This window comes from Caballeronia catudaia, assembly GCF_001544755.2.
Taxonomy (GTDB): Bacteria; Pseudomonadota; Gammaproteobacteria; order Burkholderiales; family Burkholderiaceae; genus Caballeronia; species Caballeronia catudaia.
Window position 1 is genome coordinate 1 of sequence record NZ_FCOF02000004.1, and the last position, 17,604, is coordinate 17,604.

The window sequence follows — 17,604 nt, forward strand, 5'->3', positions numbered from 1 at the left end:
GGCGCGGCTGAAGGGGTCGCCGGGGCGGTGCTTGGCGGCGCGGGTTCGAGCGACGGCGATTCGATGCTCAAGAGCTTCGGAGATACTGACGGTGGCGAAGGCGGTTCGTTGCTCAGTGACGCGCAGCCGTTCCAGTATCAGCCGAACGCTTTGAGCGATGATGTAACGGAACTGGCGGCGCGTGGCGTCAGTGAAGCACAAGAGGCTGAATGCTTCGCTGAGTACGATATCGACATGGAAATGTGCTCGGCGGGCGGCGCGATGTACAAGAGTCCGGCGTATTACCTTGAATGTAAGGCGCGTGCCTTCCAGAAATACCAGCAATGCAGAGGATATTGAGATGACCAAACCACCGCGAGCGGCGATTGTCTTCTACGACGAAGACACTCAAGAATTTAAAGTCTGTAACGTACAGCGATCAAAGGTGCAGCCTTTAATCGAACGCGCTACGGTTATGCCTGTCCCGCTTGATGAACATGATGCCACTATCACTGATGAGGACGCACGCAGGCTGGGAGGCATGGTCATGCTAATGCAGGGACACACGAATCCAGAATTGCGTGACCGTTTCAGGATCACAACGGAACGACCAATGAATTGGGAGTCCACACAGCGACCCGAATAAAGACAGTGAGAAAAAACGGACCGAACGTGGCCACGTAAGGAGCAAAAAGGCCGCCCCGTACACGGGCGGCCAAGTCGTACGAACGCGCGATATCCAGGCCCTTGGCGGCGGTTGAACCGCTATTGGTCCGTCGACACCAGCGACGGCCAGTTGTTCGCCGGTCATCTTCAGGACTTCCAAAACAGCGCGCCTTTCGCGCGCTTCTTGGACAAGCAGCGCCGCCCATCCGGCTTGGTCTAACCGCTCGCGGATAGTTTCAATGAGGAAACGATCCAGTCTGCGATACTCTTTCGCGCCGCGCGTCTGGTCTCGAACCCACTTAAGTTCGCCATAGCGCCGCGCGCTTTCGCCTGCTCGAATCGACGGCGCCCGACGCTCAGTTCGACCCGTGCCGCGCTTCCCATGCGCGCAACGCCGTCTCGTAGCGTTCGAGCGCCTCCTCGTAAAGATCGAAGACGCACGGATTGCAGCCGCTCTGACAGCAATCGTCCGGCAATGGACGCTCGGGCGGCGTCGGGCGCGGGTCGTCGGGATCGGGCATCGGCGTGAGCAAGGCGTAGACGGTTCATTGTGCATCGGCTTCGCGAGGCGCGACGCGAGCGGCTAGACTTTGGCGGCGGGCCGCGCCGCGCGCGATGCGATACTGCGCGCGGGGCAATTGCCCGCCCGTCATCACGTCGACAGGACCGAGGACTCACGCGATGAATCAGTTCGTCCGCTCTGCGATCTCCGGCGCGCTCGCGAGCGCCTTGCTGGCCGGCTGCGCCGTGCAGCCGGAAACATCGGAAACGCCGGGCGGCGCCGGGCAGACGGGCGCGGCGAATCAGTCGAATGCCGGCTCACCGGCCGCCTACAGCGCGGAAATCCGCCGCACGCAGGACGGCATTCCGCACATCCGCGCCGCCGAGGTGGGCAGCCTCGGTTTCGGATTCGGCTACGCGCAGGCGCAGGACAACCTGTGCACGCTCGCCGATGGCTTCATTACGTATCGCGGCGAGCGCTCGGCGTATTTCGGGCCGGACGCGCGCCCGATGTCGGCGGCGACCTTCGGCCAGCCGCGCAACATCGACGCCGACTTCTTCTTTCGTCTCGTCGGCGATCCGGCGACGGTCGAGCGCTACCGTTCCGCGCAGCCGGCCGACCTGCGCAGTCTCATCGACGGCTTCGCGGGCGGCTACAACCGCTATCTCGCCGATCTCAACGCGGGCCGCTTTCCCGGCGCGCACGCGGCGTGCCGGGGCAAGCCGTGGCTCGGCAAGATCAGCGCGGACGACATCTATCTGCGCCTGATCTCGGCCAATCTCGCGAGCGGCTCGGCGCGCTTCGTGACGCCGATCGCAACGGCGCATCCGCCGAAGCCTGCTACATCGACGCCGCGCGGCGACACCAATGAAACGCAAACGGCGCTCGACGCACTGCGCTATTCCATCGGCGAGCATCCGGGCATCGGCAGCAACGCGCTGGCGTTCGGCGCGCCGATCACACGCGACAAGCGCAGCATCCTGTTCGGCAATCCGCACTGGTTCTGGCGCGGCCCCGATCGTTTCTATCAGGCGCAACTGACGATTCCCGGACAGATGAACGTCGCGGGCGTGTCGTTTCTGGGCGTGCCGCTGATCGTGCTCGGCTTCAACGAGAACATCGCGTGGACGCATACAGTGTCGAGCGCGCGGCGCTTCGGCATCTTTCAGTTGACGCTCGATCCCGCCGATCCGACGCGCTATCTGGTCGATGGCCAGAGCGAAGCGATGACGCCCGTGCCGCTCACGGTTCGCGCCCGCCGCGCCGATGGCAGTGTCGAAACCGTGTCGCGCACGCTATTCCGCACGCGCTTCGGGCCGGTCGTCGATCTGTCCGCGATGGCGCAGGGCCTCGGCTGGAACGCACAGCGCGCGTATGCGCTCGCCGACGTGAACGTCGACAACACGCGCGTGTTCCAGAACTTTTTCGCGTGGAATCAGGCGCGCTCGCTCGTCGATTTCATGGCGATCCAGAAGCGCTACGCGGCGATGCCGTGGGCGAACACGTTCGCGATCGGGCGCGGCGACGAGCGCGTCTGGTTCGCCGACATCGGTCCGATTCCGAACGTGCCCGACGCCCTCGCCGATGCGTGCACGACGCCGGCAGGCCGCGCGTTCGCGAGCCGCGTGCCGGGCGTGCCGTTCCTCGACGGCTCGAAGAGCGCGTGCGCGTGGCGCATCGATCCGGCGAGCGTACAGCCGGGCGCGCTGCCGCTCGATCAATTGCCGAACACCGTGCGCGGCGATTACGTCGGCAACTTCAACGACAGTTATTGGCTCACCAACGCAAATGCGCCGATGTCGGGCTATCCGCTCGTGGCGGGCGCGACGCGTGTCGAGCAGTCGCTGCGCACGCGTTATGGCCATCTGCTCGCCGCGCGATTGCAGCGCGAGCGCGGCGGCGTCACGCGCGAGGCGCTCGAATCGGCCGTGCTGGAAACGAACTCGATGTCCGAGCGCCTTTTCCGCAAACCGCTGCTCGACGCGGTCTGCACGGTCAACGAAGCGGGCGGCCCGCTGCGCGAGGCCTGCGAGGTGTTGCGCAAATGGAACGGCACGGCGGATATCGACGCGCGCGGCGCAAACCTGTGGGACGAGTTCTGGCTGCGCGTGATGCGCATCGCGCCGGAGCGTCTGTACGAGTCGGGATTCGATCCGAACAAACCGCTCGCGACGCCGGGCGGCTTCAACGTCGACAATCCGGCCGTGCTCCAGGACTTGCGCCAGGCGCTCGGCGGCGCGGCGCTCGCGCTGAATCTGAACGGCTTCGCGCTCGATTCACGGCGCGGCGACATTCTTTACACGACGCGCAACGGCGCGCGCGTGCCGCTCTACGGCGGCTGCGACGAGGCGGGTTACTTCGTGATCGTCTGCGCGCGACGGCCGCTCGACCGGCAAGGTTATCCGATGGATGCGAACGGTCAGGGCGACAGTTACGTGCAGATGGTCACGTTCGGCGAGAACGGCGTGGAAGCCGACACGATGCTTTCGCATTCCGAATCGGACGATCCGGCCTCGCCGCATTCCGGCGACGCGACGCGCGCGTTCGCCGCGAAACGCTGGTCGCGCTTTCCGTTCACCGAACAGGCGATCGATTCCGATCCGGCGGTGACGCGCGCCGTCGTGTCCTCCATGCCCAACGACGCCGCAGGCCCGCCGAAACGCTGACACATCGCTGCAAAAGCGCCCGCCCGGTCGAGCAGAGGACGAATCCCGTCTATGATGGAAGTTTGCTCGAATGGAACTACGGTCATGACAATCGGCGACAGCACGCAACACGAAGCGGTGCGGCTCGATTCCGCCGCGCTGCGGGATTTCGTGGAACGCAAATGGAACGACGAGATCGTGCCGGCACTGACCGACTACATCGCAGTGCCCGCGAAAAGCCCGATGTTCGATGCCGACTGGGCGCACCACGGGTTCATCGAGCGCGTGGTCACGGATGCGGTCGACTGGGTCAAGACGCAGCCGGTGAAAGGCCTGAAGGTCGAGATCGTGCGCTTGCCCGAGCGCACGCCGGTCATCTTCTTCGAGGCGCCCGCCACGCGTTCCGGCAGCACGGAAACGGTCGTCCTGTACGGCCATCTGGACAAGCAGCCGGAATTCGAAGGCTGGCGCAGCGATCTCGGGCCGTGGACGCCGAAGCTCGAAGACGACAAGCTGTACGGCCGCGGCGGCGCCGACGACGGCTACGCGACCTACGCCAGCATCACCGCGCTCGCCGCGCTGGATGCGCAGGGCGTCGAGAGGCCGCGCTGCGTCGGCATCATCGAAACGTGCGAGGAATCGGGCAGCTACGATCTCCTGCCTTACATCGACGCGCTGCGCGAGCGGCTCGGCGACGTGGGCCTCGTCATCTGCCTCGATTCGGGCGCGGGCAACTACGATCAGCTCTGGCTCACCACGTCGCTGCGCGGGCTCGTCGCGGGTGATCTCGAAGTGCAGGTTCTGGACGAGGGCATTCACTCGGGCGGCTACGGCGGCATTGCGCCGTCGACGTTCCGCATCATGCGGCAACTGTTCGAGCGCCTCGAAGACTCCAGCACCGGCGATCTGCTGCCGAAGGAATTTCACTGCGCGATCCCGATGATGCGCCGGCGCGAAGCCGAAGCCACCGCGCGTATTCTCGGCGACGACGTCTGGAAGAAACTGCCGTGGAGTTGCGGCCAGGACGGCGGCAGCGTCTTGCCGACGACGACCGATCCGCGTGAAGCGCTGCTCAATTCCACGTGGCGTCCGTCGCTCACGGTGACGGGCGCGTCCGGCCTCCCGCCGCTCGCCGATGCGGGCAACGTGCTTGCGCCGCGCACCGCGTTCAAGCTGTCGCTGCGCCTGCCGCCGCTCATCGACGCGACCGAGGCGGTCACGCGGCTGCAAAGACTGCTCGAACGCGACGCGCCGTACAACGCCAAGGTCACGTTCAAGCCGGAAGCGGGCGCGGCCACCGGCTGGAATGCGCCTGATCTCGCGCCGTGGCTGGCGACGTCGCTGAACGAGGCGTCGAAGCGGCACTTCGGCGCGAACGTCGCGTTCATCGGACAGGGCGGCACGATTCCGCTGATGAACACGCTGAAGGAAGGCTTCCCGCGCTCGCAATTCATGGTGTGCGGCGTGCTCGGCCCGAAATCGAATGCGCATGGTCCGAACGAATTCCTGCATATTCCGTATGGGAAGAAGCTGACGGCTTCCGTCGCCGAAGTCATCGCAGCGGCGCCCTAAGCGCTGCGGATCGTTGAACTCCGATGAAGCCCGGATCGTCCGGGCTTTTTTTCGGCCGTATTCAACGATTTTGTAAAACAAACTGGTAAGGCCAGTTGAACGCCGGTAAAGTGATGGACCCGAGCGCGTCTCAAAAAACGAACGCGCGCCATCAACTACGGAGACGAGTGTCGCAATGAATGCATCCCCCACGCCCAACGCTTCAACCACCGAACAGCGCATCGCCGCCGACACGCTGCACGCCTATGTCCGAGCCATCTGGGAGTCCGCCGGCAGTGCGCCGCGCGAGGCGGAACTGGTCGCGGATCACCTGGTGATGTCGAATCTGTCGGGTCACGATTCGCACGGCGTCGGGATGATTCCGCGCTACGTCGCGTCGCTCGGCGAGGGACAACTGAAGCTCAACACGCACGCCGAGATCGTGCGCGATGCCGGCGCGGTGCTGACCGTCGACGGCCGCAAGGGTTTCGGGCAGGTTGTCGCTTACGAGGCGATGGAGCACGGCATCGAGCGCGCGAAGAAGCTCGGCGTGTGCGCCGTGGGCTTGCGCAACGCGCACCACATTGGGCGGATCGGCCATTGGGCGGAGCAGTGCGCGAAGGCGGGGCTCGTGTCGTTTCACTTCGTGAACGTGGCGGGCGATCCGCTCGTCGCGCCTTTCGGCGGCATCGACCGGCGCTTTGGCACGAATCCGTTTTGCGCCGCGTATCCGCGCGACGGCAAGAGCCCGCTCGTGCTGGACTTCGCGACCGCCGGCATCGCTTATGGCAAGACGCGCGTCGCATACAACAAGGGCGTGAAGGTCGCGCCGGGCATGCTGCTCGATCATGAAGGCCGGCCGACCGTCGAGCCGAAGGTGATGCACGAAGAGCCGTTCGGCTCGCTCACCGCGTTCGGCTTGCACAAGGGTTCGGGGCTCGCCGCGCTGTGCGAGATTTTCGGCGGAGCGCTGTCGGGCGGCTACACGACGCACGAAGACACGCTGGAGAAGTCGAGCGCGATCATCAACTGCATGACGTCGGTGATCGTCGATCCGAACGCATTCGACGCGCCCGCCGCGCAAGCGGAAGCCGAGGCGTTCCTCGAATGGATGAAGGCGTCGCCGCGCGCCGAGGGCGTCGATGCGATCTACGCGCCGGGCGAGCCCGAAGAGGCGCGCCGTGCGGAGCGCACCGCGAACGGCATTGCGATCGATCCGACGACGTGGAAGCAGATCCGCGATTCCGCGACGAAGTCGGGCATGACTGAAGCGCAAATCGAGAAATTCGCGAGCGCGCTCAAGTAAGTCGCCGATGCAACTACGCGGCAAATTGGTCAAGCCAGTTTGCCGCGCGGCGCAATCAGGCGGTCATGTCCTGCGCGATCCATTCGATGACGGACGTGCGCTTCGGCTGCCAGCCGAGCAGTTCGCGGGTGCGCTTGCTGCGCACGCGGCTGTTCGAACCCAGCCCGTACGAGGCCATTTCGTAGCCCCATTCCTCGATCGCCTGTTCGAGCGGCCAGTCCTCCGGGCCGCGCAGGCCGAGCGCCTTCGCCATCGCGGCCGTCATGTCGCGAAACTGCGCTTCGCCGCTCTCGACGAAATAGAACGTACCCGCCGGCGATTTTTCGAGCGCGAGACGGTAGACAGCGACGACATCGTCGATATGCACGTTCGACCAGATATTCAGCCCGCGTCCCACATGGCGCACGACGCCGCTCTTTTTCGCCTGGCGCTCGAGGCGCGGCAACTGCACGCTCGCCGTATCGGGCACCGCGCCGTGACCATAGATCAGCGTGTTGCAGAGCACGGCGGAGCGTATGCCGCGCTTTGCGGCTTCGAGCACGAGAGCGTCGATTGCGACGCGCGGCGCCTTGTCGGGCGTCGGCTCGGGCAAATCGTCTTCGGTGTAGATCTTGTCCGATGCCTCGCCGCCCGACGCGTCGCCGACGATACTCGACCCGCTCGTATGCAAGAACGGCTTGCCCGAGCCTTCGAGCGCGCCGATCAGCGCTTCGACCGCGCCGCGATGATCGCTGCTCGCCGCGTTGATGACGGCATCCGCCGCGCGGGCTTCGGCGGCGAGAAGCGCGGTGTCGTCCAGACTGCCGGTCACCGGTTCGATGTTCAGGCGTTTAAGTTCGTCGGCTTGCCCGTCGCGCCGGATGAGTCCGCGCACGCGATGGCCGTCGCGCGCCAGTCCCGCCGCAATCGATCCGCCGATGAAACCGCCCGCGCCCGTGATGAAGATGTTCATGTTGCCGCTCCACTGAGTGTCCAAACTGCGATGAACACAGTATGGGCCGCTTCGACTTTCGCAAAAACGGTGATAGTCTCAAATGAACCTTGACTCCGAATCAATAATCGCGATGCCACCGATCGAACTCATCAACGCTCCCGGCCTGCCGATTCCCGCCGGCCACTACAGCCACGCGACGCGCGCGGGCAACCTCGTGTGCGTTTCCGGCCAGTTGCCGATTCGTCCCGACGGCACGCATACCGGCGACCGGCCGTTCGAAGAGCAGGCCGAACAGACGCTGGCCAACCTGCGGACCGTACTCGAAGCGGCAGGGGCGAGCCTTGCGGACTGCATCGAAGTGACGGTGTATCTCGTGGGCGTCGAGCACTGGAAGGCGTTCAACGAGATTTACGCGCGTCACTTCGGCGCGTGGAAGCCGGCGCGCGCCGTCGTGCCGGTCGGCGCGCTGCACTACGGCTATTTGCTGGAAATCTCCGCGCGCGCCTGGATAGAGCGCGCGTAGCCGCTACGCCAGATCCAGCGACTTCGTCAGATCGCCGAGGGGCGCTTCGCCGTTCACGGCGAACGCGCGATCTCGCGCCGCGACGCCGTCGAGTGGCGCGAGATCGTGCACGCGCGAGATGAAGCGCAGTATCGAGTTCGTGTCGTAGACCGTGTGATCGACATAGCCTTTTTTCGCGAATGGCGAGATCACGAGCGCCGGAATGCGCGAGCCGGGGCCCCAGCGATCGCCCTTCGGCGGACCGACGTGGTCCCACCAGCCGCCGTTTTCGTCGACGGTGACGATGACCACCGTGTTCTGCCACTGCGGCCCGCGCTGGATGTGCTCGATCACGTTGGAGATATGGCGGTCGCCCGAGGCGATGTCCGCATAGCCCGCGTGCATGTTGAGATTGCCCTGCGGCTTGTAGAACGTGACGGCCGGCAGGCGGCCCGCGTCGATATCGGCGAGCAGCTTGTTCGTCGATGGATCGTCGCCGATACCTCCGTCGCGCAGATGCCGCTCGCGCGCGGCCGTGCCCGGCGCGAAGCTGGCGAAGTAATTGAACGGTTGATGGTGGTACTGAAAATCCGGCACGGCGCCGGTGTCGCGATGCTCCAGCGCGTACTGCCAGGCGCCCGAATACCACGCCCAGTCGACATTCTTGCCCGACAGACGATCGCCGATGGTCGCGTACGTCTGCGGCGGCAGCACGAGCGCATTCGATCTGTCCGCAAGGCGCGGATCGCCGCCTTGAGGAGGCGGCACGTTGCTCGGCTGGTACGGCGGGAACATGGTGTTGACCGCGTAGCCGTCGGCGGTGAGCGCGCCGTCGCGCACGAACTTGGGTGGTCCTTCGAGCGCGGATTTCGGTGAATCAGGCGCGAGCTTGAGGCGCGAGCCAGTGAGATCCTCGCCATCCACGACCGCGAGCAGCTTCGCCGCCGGACCGCTCTTCGCATCCGGGTAGAAGGGCGCTTGCGCGGAAATCAGGAAGATATGGTTGAGCCACGAGCCGCCGAACGCCGACATGAAGAAGTTGTCGCAGAGCGTGTATTGCTGCGCGAGTCCCCAGAGCCTGAGCGTGTCCGGCGAGCTGCGGTAATGGCCCATTACGAGGCCGCCCGAATCGCCCCACGCGGCAAACTGATTGTTGCGGCCCGCGTTGATCTGCATCTGGTTCTGGTAGAAGCGATGCACGAGGTCCCGCGTGATGACGGAATTAGGCAGCGGCGCACCGTGCGCGTCCACGATCTGGAAGGGCGCATTGCGCTGAGCGGCGATCTGCTGCTCGGTGATCGCATAGCGCTTGCCGCCGACCTCCTGCGCCTGCGGCACGAGCCCGCCCCAGATTTTCGGCAGCGTAGGCATGGGCGTGGCCCCGTCGCGGTCGAGCTGCACGTATTGCGACGCCGGCACCGCCGACAGCGGATACTGCACGCCCGGATAGTCGCCGTAGAGATTCGTGAAGCTGCGATTCTCCGCATAGATCACGACGATGTTTCGCACCTGCGCCGCGAGCGTGCGATCCAGCGCCAAGTCGGCCGTGGTCTTCGGCGTGGACGGCTTTTGTTCGAACAGGTTGCACCCGCCGAGCGACAGGCCCGCGATGCCAACGCCTGCCGCGAGAAGCCGCCGCCGCGCGGGGTCCGCGGGTGCGTCGCCGGCTCGGGTGTCGTTGTCGTTGCTGGAGGGAAGCTCGTTCTGCGGACGGTCGTGCTCATTCATCGACTGACTCCTCGTGAACATGTGGCTCACGCCCGATGGCGCGCGCCTGCATTATCGACACCGAAAGATGACGCGCCAGTTAAGTGCTCATTTGCTGCCCATTACGCCGGCGCACCGACTTGACCGCCCTGCGACTGACGGGTCAACTGAGCGGCAATGATGCCGCAACGACAGGTTGCGTGAAACCCGGCCGAACGGCATAGGCAAAAATTCAGAACGATGTGTGAATCGGCTTATGTCTTCTGGCCGACTGGAAACCGCAATGGAGCGTGACTAACATCAACTGAACAGAAGCTTTGCTCCGACGAGAATCAGCGCCGCGGCAAGGACGTGGCGCAGCAGCGCTTCGGGCGCCTTGGAAGACAACATGCTGCCAATGGCAATGCCCGGGATCGAGCCCACGAGGAGCGAGGCGAGCAGGCCCCAGTCGACCGAGCCGAGCATCCAGTGCCCCGCGCCGGCAATCAGCGTCAGCGGCACCGCGTGCGCCACATCGGACCCGACGATGCGAACCGTCGCGAGACGCGGATAGAGCAGGAGCAGGACGGTCACGCCGATCGCGCCCGCACCCACGGACGTGATCGAAACCAGCACGCCGAGTATGGCGCCGGTGACGACGGTCCACGCGGCGGTGCGCACCGGGTGTTCGGGGCGGCCACGGCCTTTTTTGTAGGCGAAGCGCGCGAGCTGCGGGCGGAATACCAGTGAGATGGCGGTGATGAGGAGCGCCGTGCCGAGAATCACCTGGATCAGCCGCGCGGTTCCGGGCGCAGCAATGTCGTGCTGATGCAGGAAGAACAGTGTGATAGCCGCGGCCGGCACGCTGCCCGCCGCGAGACGGCCGGTGATGCGCCAGTCGACCGAGCCCTTGATGCCGTGCACGAGCGTGCCGGCGGTTTTGGTCGCGGCGGCGTAGAGCAGGTCGGTGCCGACAGCGGTCGCCGGATGAATGCCGAACAGCAGCACGAGCAATGGCGTCATCAGCGAGCCGCCACCCACACCCGTCAGGCCGACCAGCAAACCTACCGCGAAGCCTGAGGCAGAATAAAGTAAGTCGATATGCGGAAATGACATTGCGCGCGGAGAACCCGTCAGGCGTGGTTGGGTCGAAAAACCGTCGATGATAGCGGGTAAGCGGCGCACGTGCTGCAGGAAAGCAGCGTCGAAGGCGCCCGAGCACGATCCGACGGTCCACGAAACACCCTTCAGATTACTTTCAGGAAGGTGCGATGAATACAAAGCAACAGACGCAGGAACAGGTGCAGGAACAAATCCAGGAGTCGCAGGCGAGGCTCGCTGACGAGGCGTTCATCCCGACCGAGCATGCGAACATGCCGAGCGAGCGCCAGTTCGTGCTGAAGTCCGGCAACACGTTTGCTGTGTACGACGCGAACGGCGACATCCGCGGCCACGACGACGGACTCTTCGTCAACGACACCCGCGTCCTTTCGGAACTCGTGCTGACCTTCGGCGGTCGAGCGCCATCGCTGCTTTCGGGCAGCGTATCGAGCGACAACGCCGTGTTCACCGCGCACCTGACGAACCGCCCGCTGCCACCGATCGGCGGTGCACGCACGCCCGAGGGCGTGATCCACGTCGAGCGCAAGCGCGTGCTCTCCGGGCACGTGCTGCACGAGAGCATCGTGCTCACGAACTACGGCACGGAGCCCTCCACGGTGCCGCTCTCGATTTCCTTCGCGGCGGATTTTCTCGACATGTTCGAGGTGCGCGGCGCGACGCGCGGCAAGCGCGGCACCTTGCGGCCGCCGGTGATCGAGAACGGCGAAGTCGTGCTGCGCTATGTCGGTCTCGATGAAGTGGAGCGCACGGCGCGCATCCAGTTCACGCCCGCGCCTGACGTCCTCTCGCCCACGCGCGCCGATTACGCGCTGCATATCCAGTCGGAAACGGCGATTTCCATGTATCTGTCGGTGACGGCGGTGACGCACGCCCTTTCCGACGCCAGCGAGGAAAGCAAGCGCAACGCAGCGGAAGCGGCGGAGTGCGCGCCCGAATCGGGTCGGCCTGCGATCCGCGACGCGCTCGTCGAGGCGCATCGCCGCATGCGCGACAGACGCCGCGCGAGTGCGCGCGTGCGGTCGAGCAATCCGCTCTTCAGCGAATGGATCGACCGTTCGCTCGCGGACCTCGGCTTGCTCACGACCGATCTCGATACCGGTCCGTATCCGTATGCCGGCATCCCGTGGTTTTCGACGGCGTTCGGCCGCGACGCCATCATCACGTCGCTGCAGATGCTCTGGCTGCATCCGACGCTCGCGCGCGGCGTGCTGCGCTTTCTCGCTGCTAACCAGGCGCGCGAGGACTCCGCGTTCCGCGATGCCGAAATCGGCAAAATCATGCACGAGACGCGCAAGAGCGAAATGGCCGCGACCGGCGAAGTGCCGTTCGCGCTGTACTACGGCGGCGTGGACAGCACGCCGCTCTTCATCGTGCTCGCGGGCGCCTACGGCGAGCGCACGGGCGACAGCGAACTGATCGACGAAATCTGGCCGGCGCTGCAGCTCGCGGCGCAATGGGTCGCGCGCCATTGCGACAAGAATCCTCACGGTCTGCTCGACTATCAGCGCGCATCGGAGCACGGTCTTGCGAACCAAGGCTGGAAGGACAGTCAGGATTCCGTCTTCCACGCCGACGGAAAATTCCCGATCGGGCCGATCTCGCTCGTCGAAGTGCAGGCGTACGCGTCGACCGCGTTTTCCACGATGGCGCGCCTTGCCCGCGAGCGCGGCGAAGACGACAGCGCGCGCGACTTCGAGCGGCGCGCGCGCCATATTCGCGAACGCGTCGAGGAGATGTTCTGGATGCCGGAGATGGAGTTCTACGGCATCGCGCTCGACGGCAAGGGCGAGCTGTGCCGCGTGTTGTCGTCGAATGCGGGGCATCTGCTTGCGTTCGATCTCGTCGAGCGCAAGCGTGGCGAGGCCGTCGCGCGTCAGCTCGAATCCACGCTCTTTCACACCGGCTGGGGTGTGCGAACGCTGGCGGCGAGCCAGCCGCGCTTCAATCCGATGTCGTATCACAACGGTTCCGTGTGGCCGCACGATACGGCGCTGTGCGCGCGCGGTCTTGCGCGCTACGGCGAACGCGGCGCCGCCGTGGGCTTGCTGCAATCGCTGTTCGAAGCGGCCGTCACCTTCGACATGCGGCTGCCGGAGCTTTTCTGCGGATTCACGCGCCAGCGCGGCGAGCGGCCCATCGCCTATCCGGTCGCGTGCCTGCCGCAAGCCTGGGCGGCGGGCGCGCCTTTCATGATTCTGGAAGCGTGCCTCGGCATGACCGTCGACGCCGTCAACGACGAAGTGCGGATCGACCGGCCGCAACTGCCGGAGGGCATCGACTGGCTGGAAATCGGCGATCTGCGCCTCGGCGACAAGACCGCGACGGTCACCTTCCGGCGCGTCGGCGGACAGGTGATTCCTTCGGTGGACGGCGACGTGCGGGTCGTCGCGGTGCTTTGAAGCGTCGAACGCGCGGCGCCGGTGCGGCGCCGTGCATTCGACGAGCGCTCAAACCGCCACGCTGCCGACGTAGTTCTCGGCCAGCGCGGTGGCGGCCGCGCGCGACGTCGTCACGTGCTCGAGTTCCGCCACTTGCAGGCGCTGCTCGAACGGCGACGTGTCGTCCAGCTTGTGCAGCATGCGCGTCATCCACCACGAGAAGTGCTCGGCGCGCCACACGCGCTTGAGCGCCGTTTCGGTATAGCCGGCGAGTTTGTCGCTGCGGCCTTCCTTGTAGAAGTCGATGAGCGCAGCAGTCAGCACGCGCACGTCCGACACCGCGAGGTTGAGGCCCTTCGCGCCGGTCGGCGGCACGATATGCGCGGCGTCGCCGGCGAGGAAGAGCCTGCCGGATTGCATCGGCGTGGAAACGAAGCTGCGCATGCCGACAATGTTCTTCTGGAAGATCTTGCCTTCCGTGATCTGCCAGCCGTCGGCGGTATCGACGCGTGCGTGCAGTTCCGCCCAGATGCGGTCATCGGACCAGGCGTCGACGGTATCCTTCGGGTCGCACTGGAAGTACATGCGCTGCACGCCCGGCGAACGCGTGCTGATGAGCGCGAAGCCGCGGTCATGGCGCGCATAGATGAGTTCGTCGGAAGAGGGCGGCGCCTCGACCAGAATGCCGAACCAGCCGAACGGATAAATGCGCTGATAGTCCTGCCGCACCGCCTCGGGAATGCACTGGCGCGAAACGCCCTGCGAACCGTCGCAACCGATGATGAAATCGCACTCGAGTTCTTCGTCGCGGCCTTCGTGCTGATATTTGATGCGCGGCTTGCGATCGCTGCCATCGTGGAAGTCGTGCAGCGAGACGTTCGATACGCCGAACTTCAGCGCGCCATTCGCCGCGAGGCGCGCCGCGACGAGATCCTTGATGACTTCGTGCTGCGCGTACACCGTGATCGAATGTCCGGTCAGCTCGGTCAGCGCGATGCGGCGTCGCTGGCCTTCGAACGCGAGTTCGAAGCCGTGATGCAGCGCGCCTTCCGCCTGCATGCGCGCGCCGAGTCCGGCCTGATTGAGCGTGTCCATCGTGCCTTGTTCGAGCACGCCGGCGCGAATCGTCGATTCGATATCGTTCTGGCTGCGCGCTTCGAGCACGACCGATTCGATACCGCGCAGATGAAGCAGATGAGAGAGCAGAAGCCCGGCGGGGCCCGCACCGACGATGCCGACTTGTGTACGCATGATTGTCTCCGTGAGGCGTTGGTGATGTCGTGCGTACAGTGTCGGCAGAGCGGCCTTATGCCGCAACGCGATACCGAAGATAAGGTCTATCCGATTTCGAGATAAAGGTCCGAAAATGGCCGAAAACGCGTTGAGTCGAGGGTAAATCCCTAAGCGAAGCGGGCGGCATTCGATGCCGCCCACGTCCTGACACTTACTCCGCGCGCTCTTCCTTCAGCTGATTGCGCCGATATTCGCCCTGCCGCGTGAGCATCCAGCCGGGATACTCCGCAGGCAACTGGCTGACTTCATCGAGTGCTGCGAGCTCGTCCGCGTTAAGCTGGACTTTCGTCGCGGCGATGTTGTCATCCAGCTGCTCGATGCGTTTCGCGCCGATGATCACGCTCGACACGACCTTCTGATGCAGCAGCCACGCGAGCGCGATCTGCGCGACCGACACGCCTTTGGCTTCGGCCACGCGCCGCATCACGTCGACGCAGTCGTACGCGCGTTCGACGTCGACCGGCGGAAAATCGAACTTGGTGCGGCGGCTGCCTTCTTCCTTGCTTCCATCGCGCGTGTACTTGCCCGACAGCAAGCCGCCCGCGAGCGGGCTCCACACCATCAGGCCGACGTTTTCGCTACGCAGAAGCGGCGCGATCTCGCGTTCCAGATCGCGGCCCGCGATCGTGTAATACGCCTGCAGCGACTCGAAGCGCGCGAGCCCGAGCCGCTCGGAAATCCCGAGCGCCTTCATGATCTGCCACGCGGCCCAGTTCGACACGCCGATATACCGCACATGCCCGTGCTGCACGAGATTGTCGAGCGCGCGCAGCGTTTCCTCGATCGGCGTCGCCGGATCGAAGCCGTGAATCTGATAGAGATCGACGTGATCGAGTTGCAGGCGCTTCAGGCTCGCTTTCACGCCGTCGATGATGTGATAGCGCGACGCGCCCCGCGAATTCGCGCCCTTGGTGCCGGTTTCGCCGAGGATCTTCGTCGCGACGACCACGTTTTCGCGCGGCACTTTCAGGTTCTTCAACGCCTGACCGGTGATGACCTCCGACTGGCCGTCGGCGTAGACATCGGCGGTATCGATGAAATTGATGCCCGCATCGAGCGAGCGCCCGATCAGCTTGTCCGCGTCCGCCTGCTGCAACTGGCCGATGTTGTCCCAGATTCCGCCCGTCCCGCCGCCGAAGGTCATCGTGCCCAAGCACAGTTCCGAGACGAAAAGACCGGTATTGCCGAATTTCCTGTAGCGCATGGTTGCTCCCGAGTGACGGATGAGGCGCGGCATCGCACGACCGAAACGACGCGATGCGCGCCGGCAATGCAGTATCGTCCCGGCGCACGACCGGCTCATAGCCTGATCCTGTTCGATCCTTGCCTGTTCCTGCAAACGCGCGGGGCGGCCCCGAGCATTCCCGCGCCCGCGCGAGTAAGCTAGGCGGACTCCCTCTCATCCCGAAAATAGTCCGCGAATCATGGCTTTGAACGACACGCCCGGCCTCGCCGGAAAAGACAGTCACGACCAGCCGCAGGAGCGTCGCCACGACGGCGGGCCCGATGCTTCGCTGGATCAGTCGCGGCTCGATCTCGTCGCGCTGCTCGACCGGTTCACCGCCGGTTGCGAGGGTTCGGTCGAAACGCCGGTGCCGGGGCTGTTCCTGCATCGCATCATGAATCCTGGCGGGCCGAAGCACGGCATCCAGACGCCCGCGCTCGCGCTGATCGCGCAAGGCAGCAAGCGCCTCATGGTCGGCGACGAAGTCTATATCTACGACCCAATGCACTATCTGGTGTCATCGGTGGATCTGCCCGTGTGCGGGCAAGTGTCGGTGGCGAGCGAATCGGAGCCGTATCTCGGCATGCGGCTCGATCTCGATGTCGAGGAAATCACGTCGCTGATACAGGACGAGCATCTGCCGCCCGCGACGCAGGCCGACGCGTCGCGCGGCCTCTACGTGAACCGCCTCGGCAACACGATGCTCGACGCCGTGCTGCGCCTCCTGCGTCTCGTCGATACCCCCGAAGACGTGCCGATTCTCGCGCCGCTCGTGAAGCGCGAGATTCTCTATCGGCTGCTGATGAACGGCTCGGGCGCGCGGCTGCGGCAGATCGCGCTCCAGGACAGCCAGACGCAGCGCATTGCGAAGGCCATTCAGCTCTTGCGTCAGAATTTCGATCAGCCGCTGCGCGTGGAGGACATTGCGCGCGACGTGCACATGAGCGTGTCGTCGCTGCATCATCATTTCAAGGCCGTCACCGCGATGAGCCCGCTGCAGTATCAGAAGCAGTTGCGCCTGCAGGAAGCGCGCCGCCTGATGATGCTCGATATCGTCGATGCCGCCACGGCCGCGCATCGCGTGGGCTACGAGAGCGCGTCGCAGTTCAGCCGCGAGTACAGCCGCCTGTTCGGCGCGCCGCCGCTGCGCGACACCCGTCGCTGGCGCGATGCGACGGCGGCCGCGGCCGGCGCATGAACAACAAAATTTCCATGAACCACTGGCCGAGCGCGCGCGAATGGTCTTGAATGGATTGCCGACAGCCGATGCGAGGGCGCTGCCGCATCGATTTATTTCATCGTCCGCGGAATAGTGCAGCGCTTACGAACGTTCTACGGATACTTCTACAACAAGGAAAGATGAAATGAAGAAGCGCATCCAGATGTTCGCCGCTGCCGCAACGGTCGCAACCGTGTTCGCGTCGCTTGCTTCGTCCGCCTATGCCGCGGCGCCGAAGGAAGCCAACGGCATGTACGTCGATGAAAACGGCATGACGCTCTATACCTTCGACAAGGACACGAAAGGCGGCCCGAGCGCCTGCACCGGCGGTTGCGCGCAGGCGTGGCCCGCCGCGATGGCGAGCGATTCGGACAAGCCGAGCGGCAAATGGACCATGGAATCCGCCGATGGCGGCAAGCAATGGGCCTACGATGGCAAGCGTGTCTATCGCTTTGCGAAGGACACGAAACCCGGCGACAAAAACGGGGACAACTTCCGCGACGTCTGGCACGTCGTGAAGCCCTGACGTTTCGGACACGGGCAAGGGACGGAAAACACGCGCGACGCGGCGGACTTGCGGAATAAACCAGCGAGTC

Annotated in this window: 13 protein-coding genes and 1 pseudogene; 8 read left to right on the top strand and 6 right to left on the bottom strand. The window is 64.9% G+C overall.

Annotated elements, in window-relative coordinates:
* A pseudogene (locus AWB75_RS37615) lies at positions 1-339 on the top strand (hypothetical protein); the annotation flags it as partial.
* A 662-nt stretch (positions 340-1,001) separates the two neighbouring features.
* Here the strand turns inward: AWB75_RS37615 and AWB75_RS05460 are convergent.
* The gene (locus AWB75_RS05460; RefSeq protein ID WP_061123304.1) at positions 1,002-1,166 is read right to left on the bottom strand and encodes an oxidoreductase-like domain-containing protein; all 165 of its coding nucleotides are present in this window, start codon (positions 1,164-1,166) and stop codon (positions 1,002-1,004) included.
* Between the two features lie 160 nt (positions 1,167-1,326).
* Between AWB75_RS05460 and AWB75_RS05465 the strand changes: the two genes are divergently transcribed.
* From AWB75_RS05465 to AWB75_RS05475, 3 genes are all read left to right on the top strand, one after another.
* The gene (locus tag AWB75_RS05465; RefSeq protein ID WP_061123071.1) at positions 1,327-3,813 is read left to right on the top strand and encodes a penicillin acylase family protein; all 2,487 of its coding nucleotides are present in this window, start codon (positions 1,327-1,329) and stop codon (positions 3,811-3,813) included.
* 84 nt (positions 3,814-3,897) lie between these two features.
* The gene (locus tag AWB75_RS05470) at positions 3,898-5,364 is read left to right on the top strand and encodes a M20 family metallopeptidase (protein WP_061123072.1); all 1,467 of its coding nucleotides are present in this window, start codon (positions 3,898-3,900) and stop codon (positions 5,362-5,364) included.
* Positions 5,365-5,539: 175 nt separating this feature from the next.
* Positions 5,540-6,649 carry a malate/lactate/ureidoglycolate dehydrogenase gene (locus AWB75_RS05475; RefSeq protein WP_061123073.1) on the top strand — a complete coding sequence of 370 codons (1,110 nt, stop codon included), beginning with the start codon at positions 5,540-5,542 and terminating at the stop codon, positions 6,647-6,649.
* 55 nt (positions 6,650-6,704) lie between these two features.
* Here the strand turns inward: AWB75_RS05475 and AWB75_RS05480 are convergent, their stop codons facing one another.
* Complete coding sequence (locus AWB75_RS05480) at positions 6,705-7,601, bottom strand: NAD-dependent epimerase/dehydratase family protein (RefSeq protein WP_061123074.1); 897 nt, start codon at positions 7,599-7,601, stop codon at positions 6,705-6,707.
* A gap of 112 nt (positions 7,602-7,713) precedes the next feature.
* On the opposite strand from AWB75_RS05480, the gene AWB75_RS05485 reads away from it, so the two are divergent.
* On the top strand, positions 7,714-8,106 hold the full coding sequence (locus AWB75_RS05485; protein WP_061123305.1) for a RidA family protein: 393 nt from the start codon (positions 7,714-7,716) through the stop codon (positions 8,104-8,106).
* Positions 8,107-8,109: 3 nt separating this feature from the next.
* Here AWB75_RS05485 and AWB75_RS05490 read toward each other — a convergent pair whose 3' ends face one another.
* Positions 8,110-9,813, bottom strand: coding sequence for an acid phosphatase (locus AWB75_RS05490; protein ID WP_061123075.1), 1,704 nt, complete (start codon positions 9,811-9,813; stop codon positions 8,110-8,112).
* Between the two features lie 279 nt (positions 9,814-10,092).
* Positions 10,093-10,887 (bottom strand): sulfite exporter TauE/SafE family protein, encoded by a 795-nt coding sequence (locus AWB75_RS05495; RefSeq protein WP_061123076.1) that lies wholly within the window; start codon positions 10,885-10,887, stop codon positions 10,093-10,095.
* Positions 10,888-11,042: 155 nt separating this feature from the next.
* Here AWB75_RS05495 and AWB75_RS05500 point away from each other — a divergent pair, with 155 nt between their 5' ends.
* On the top strand, positions 11,043-13,292 hold the full coding sequence (locus AWB75_RS05500) for an amylo-alpha-1,6-glucosidase (protein ID WP_061123077.1): 2,250 nt from the start codon (positions 11,043-11,045) through the stop codon (positions 13,290-13,292).
* Positions 13,293-13,340: 48 nt separating this feature from the next.
* Here the strand turns inward: AWB75_RS05500 and AWB75_RS05505 are convergent, their stop codons facing one another.
* Entirely contained in the window at positions 13,341-14,522 is a 1,182-nt protein-coding gene (locus AWB75_RS05505) for a 4-hydroxybenzoate 3-monooxygenase (protein WP_061123078.1), read from the bottom strand.
* Positions 14,523-14,715: 193 nt separating this feature from the next.
* A complete protein-coding gene (locus AWB75_RS05510; protein ID WP_061123306.1) occupies positions 14,716-15,768 on the bottom strand; it encodes an aldo/keto reductase in 1,053 nt (350 codons plus the stop codon).
* A gap of 220 nt (positions 15,769-15,988) precedes the next feature.
* Between AWB75_RS05510 and AWB75_RS05515 the strand changes: the two genes are divergently transcribed.
* Both AWB75_RS05515 and AWB75_RS05520 read left to right on the top strand, forming a co-directional pair.
* Positions 15,989-16,987: an AraC family transcriptional regulator gene (locus tag AWB75_RS05515; RefSeq protein WP_061123079.1), complete on the top strand. Its 999-nt coding sequence runs from the start codon at positions 15,989-15,991 to the stop codon at positions 16,985-16,987.
* A 166-nt stretch (positions 16,988-17,153) separates the two neighbouring features.
* Complete coding sequence (locus tag AWB75_RS05520; protein ID WP_061123080.1) at positions 17,154-17,534, top strand: COG4315 family predicted lipoprotein; 381 nt, start codon at positions 17,154-17,156, stop codon at positions 17,532-17,534.
* Positions 17,535-17,604 lie beyond the last annotated feature (70 nt).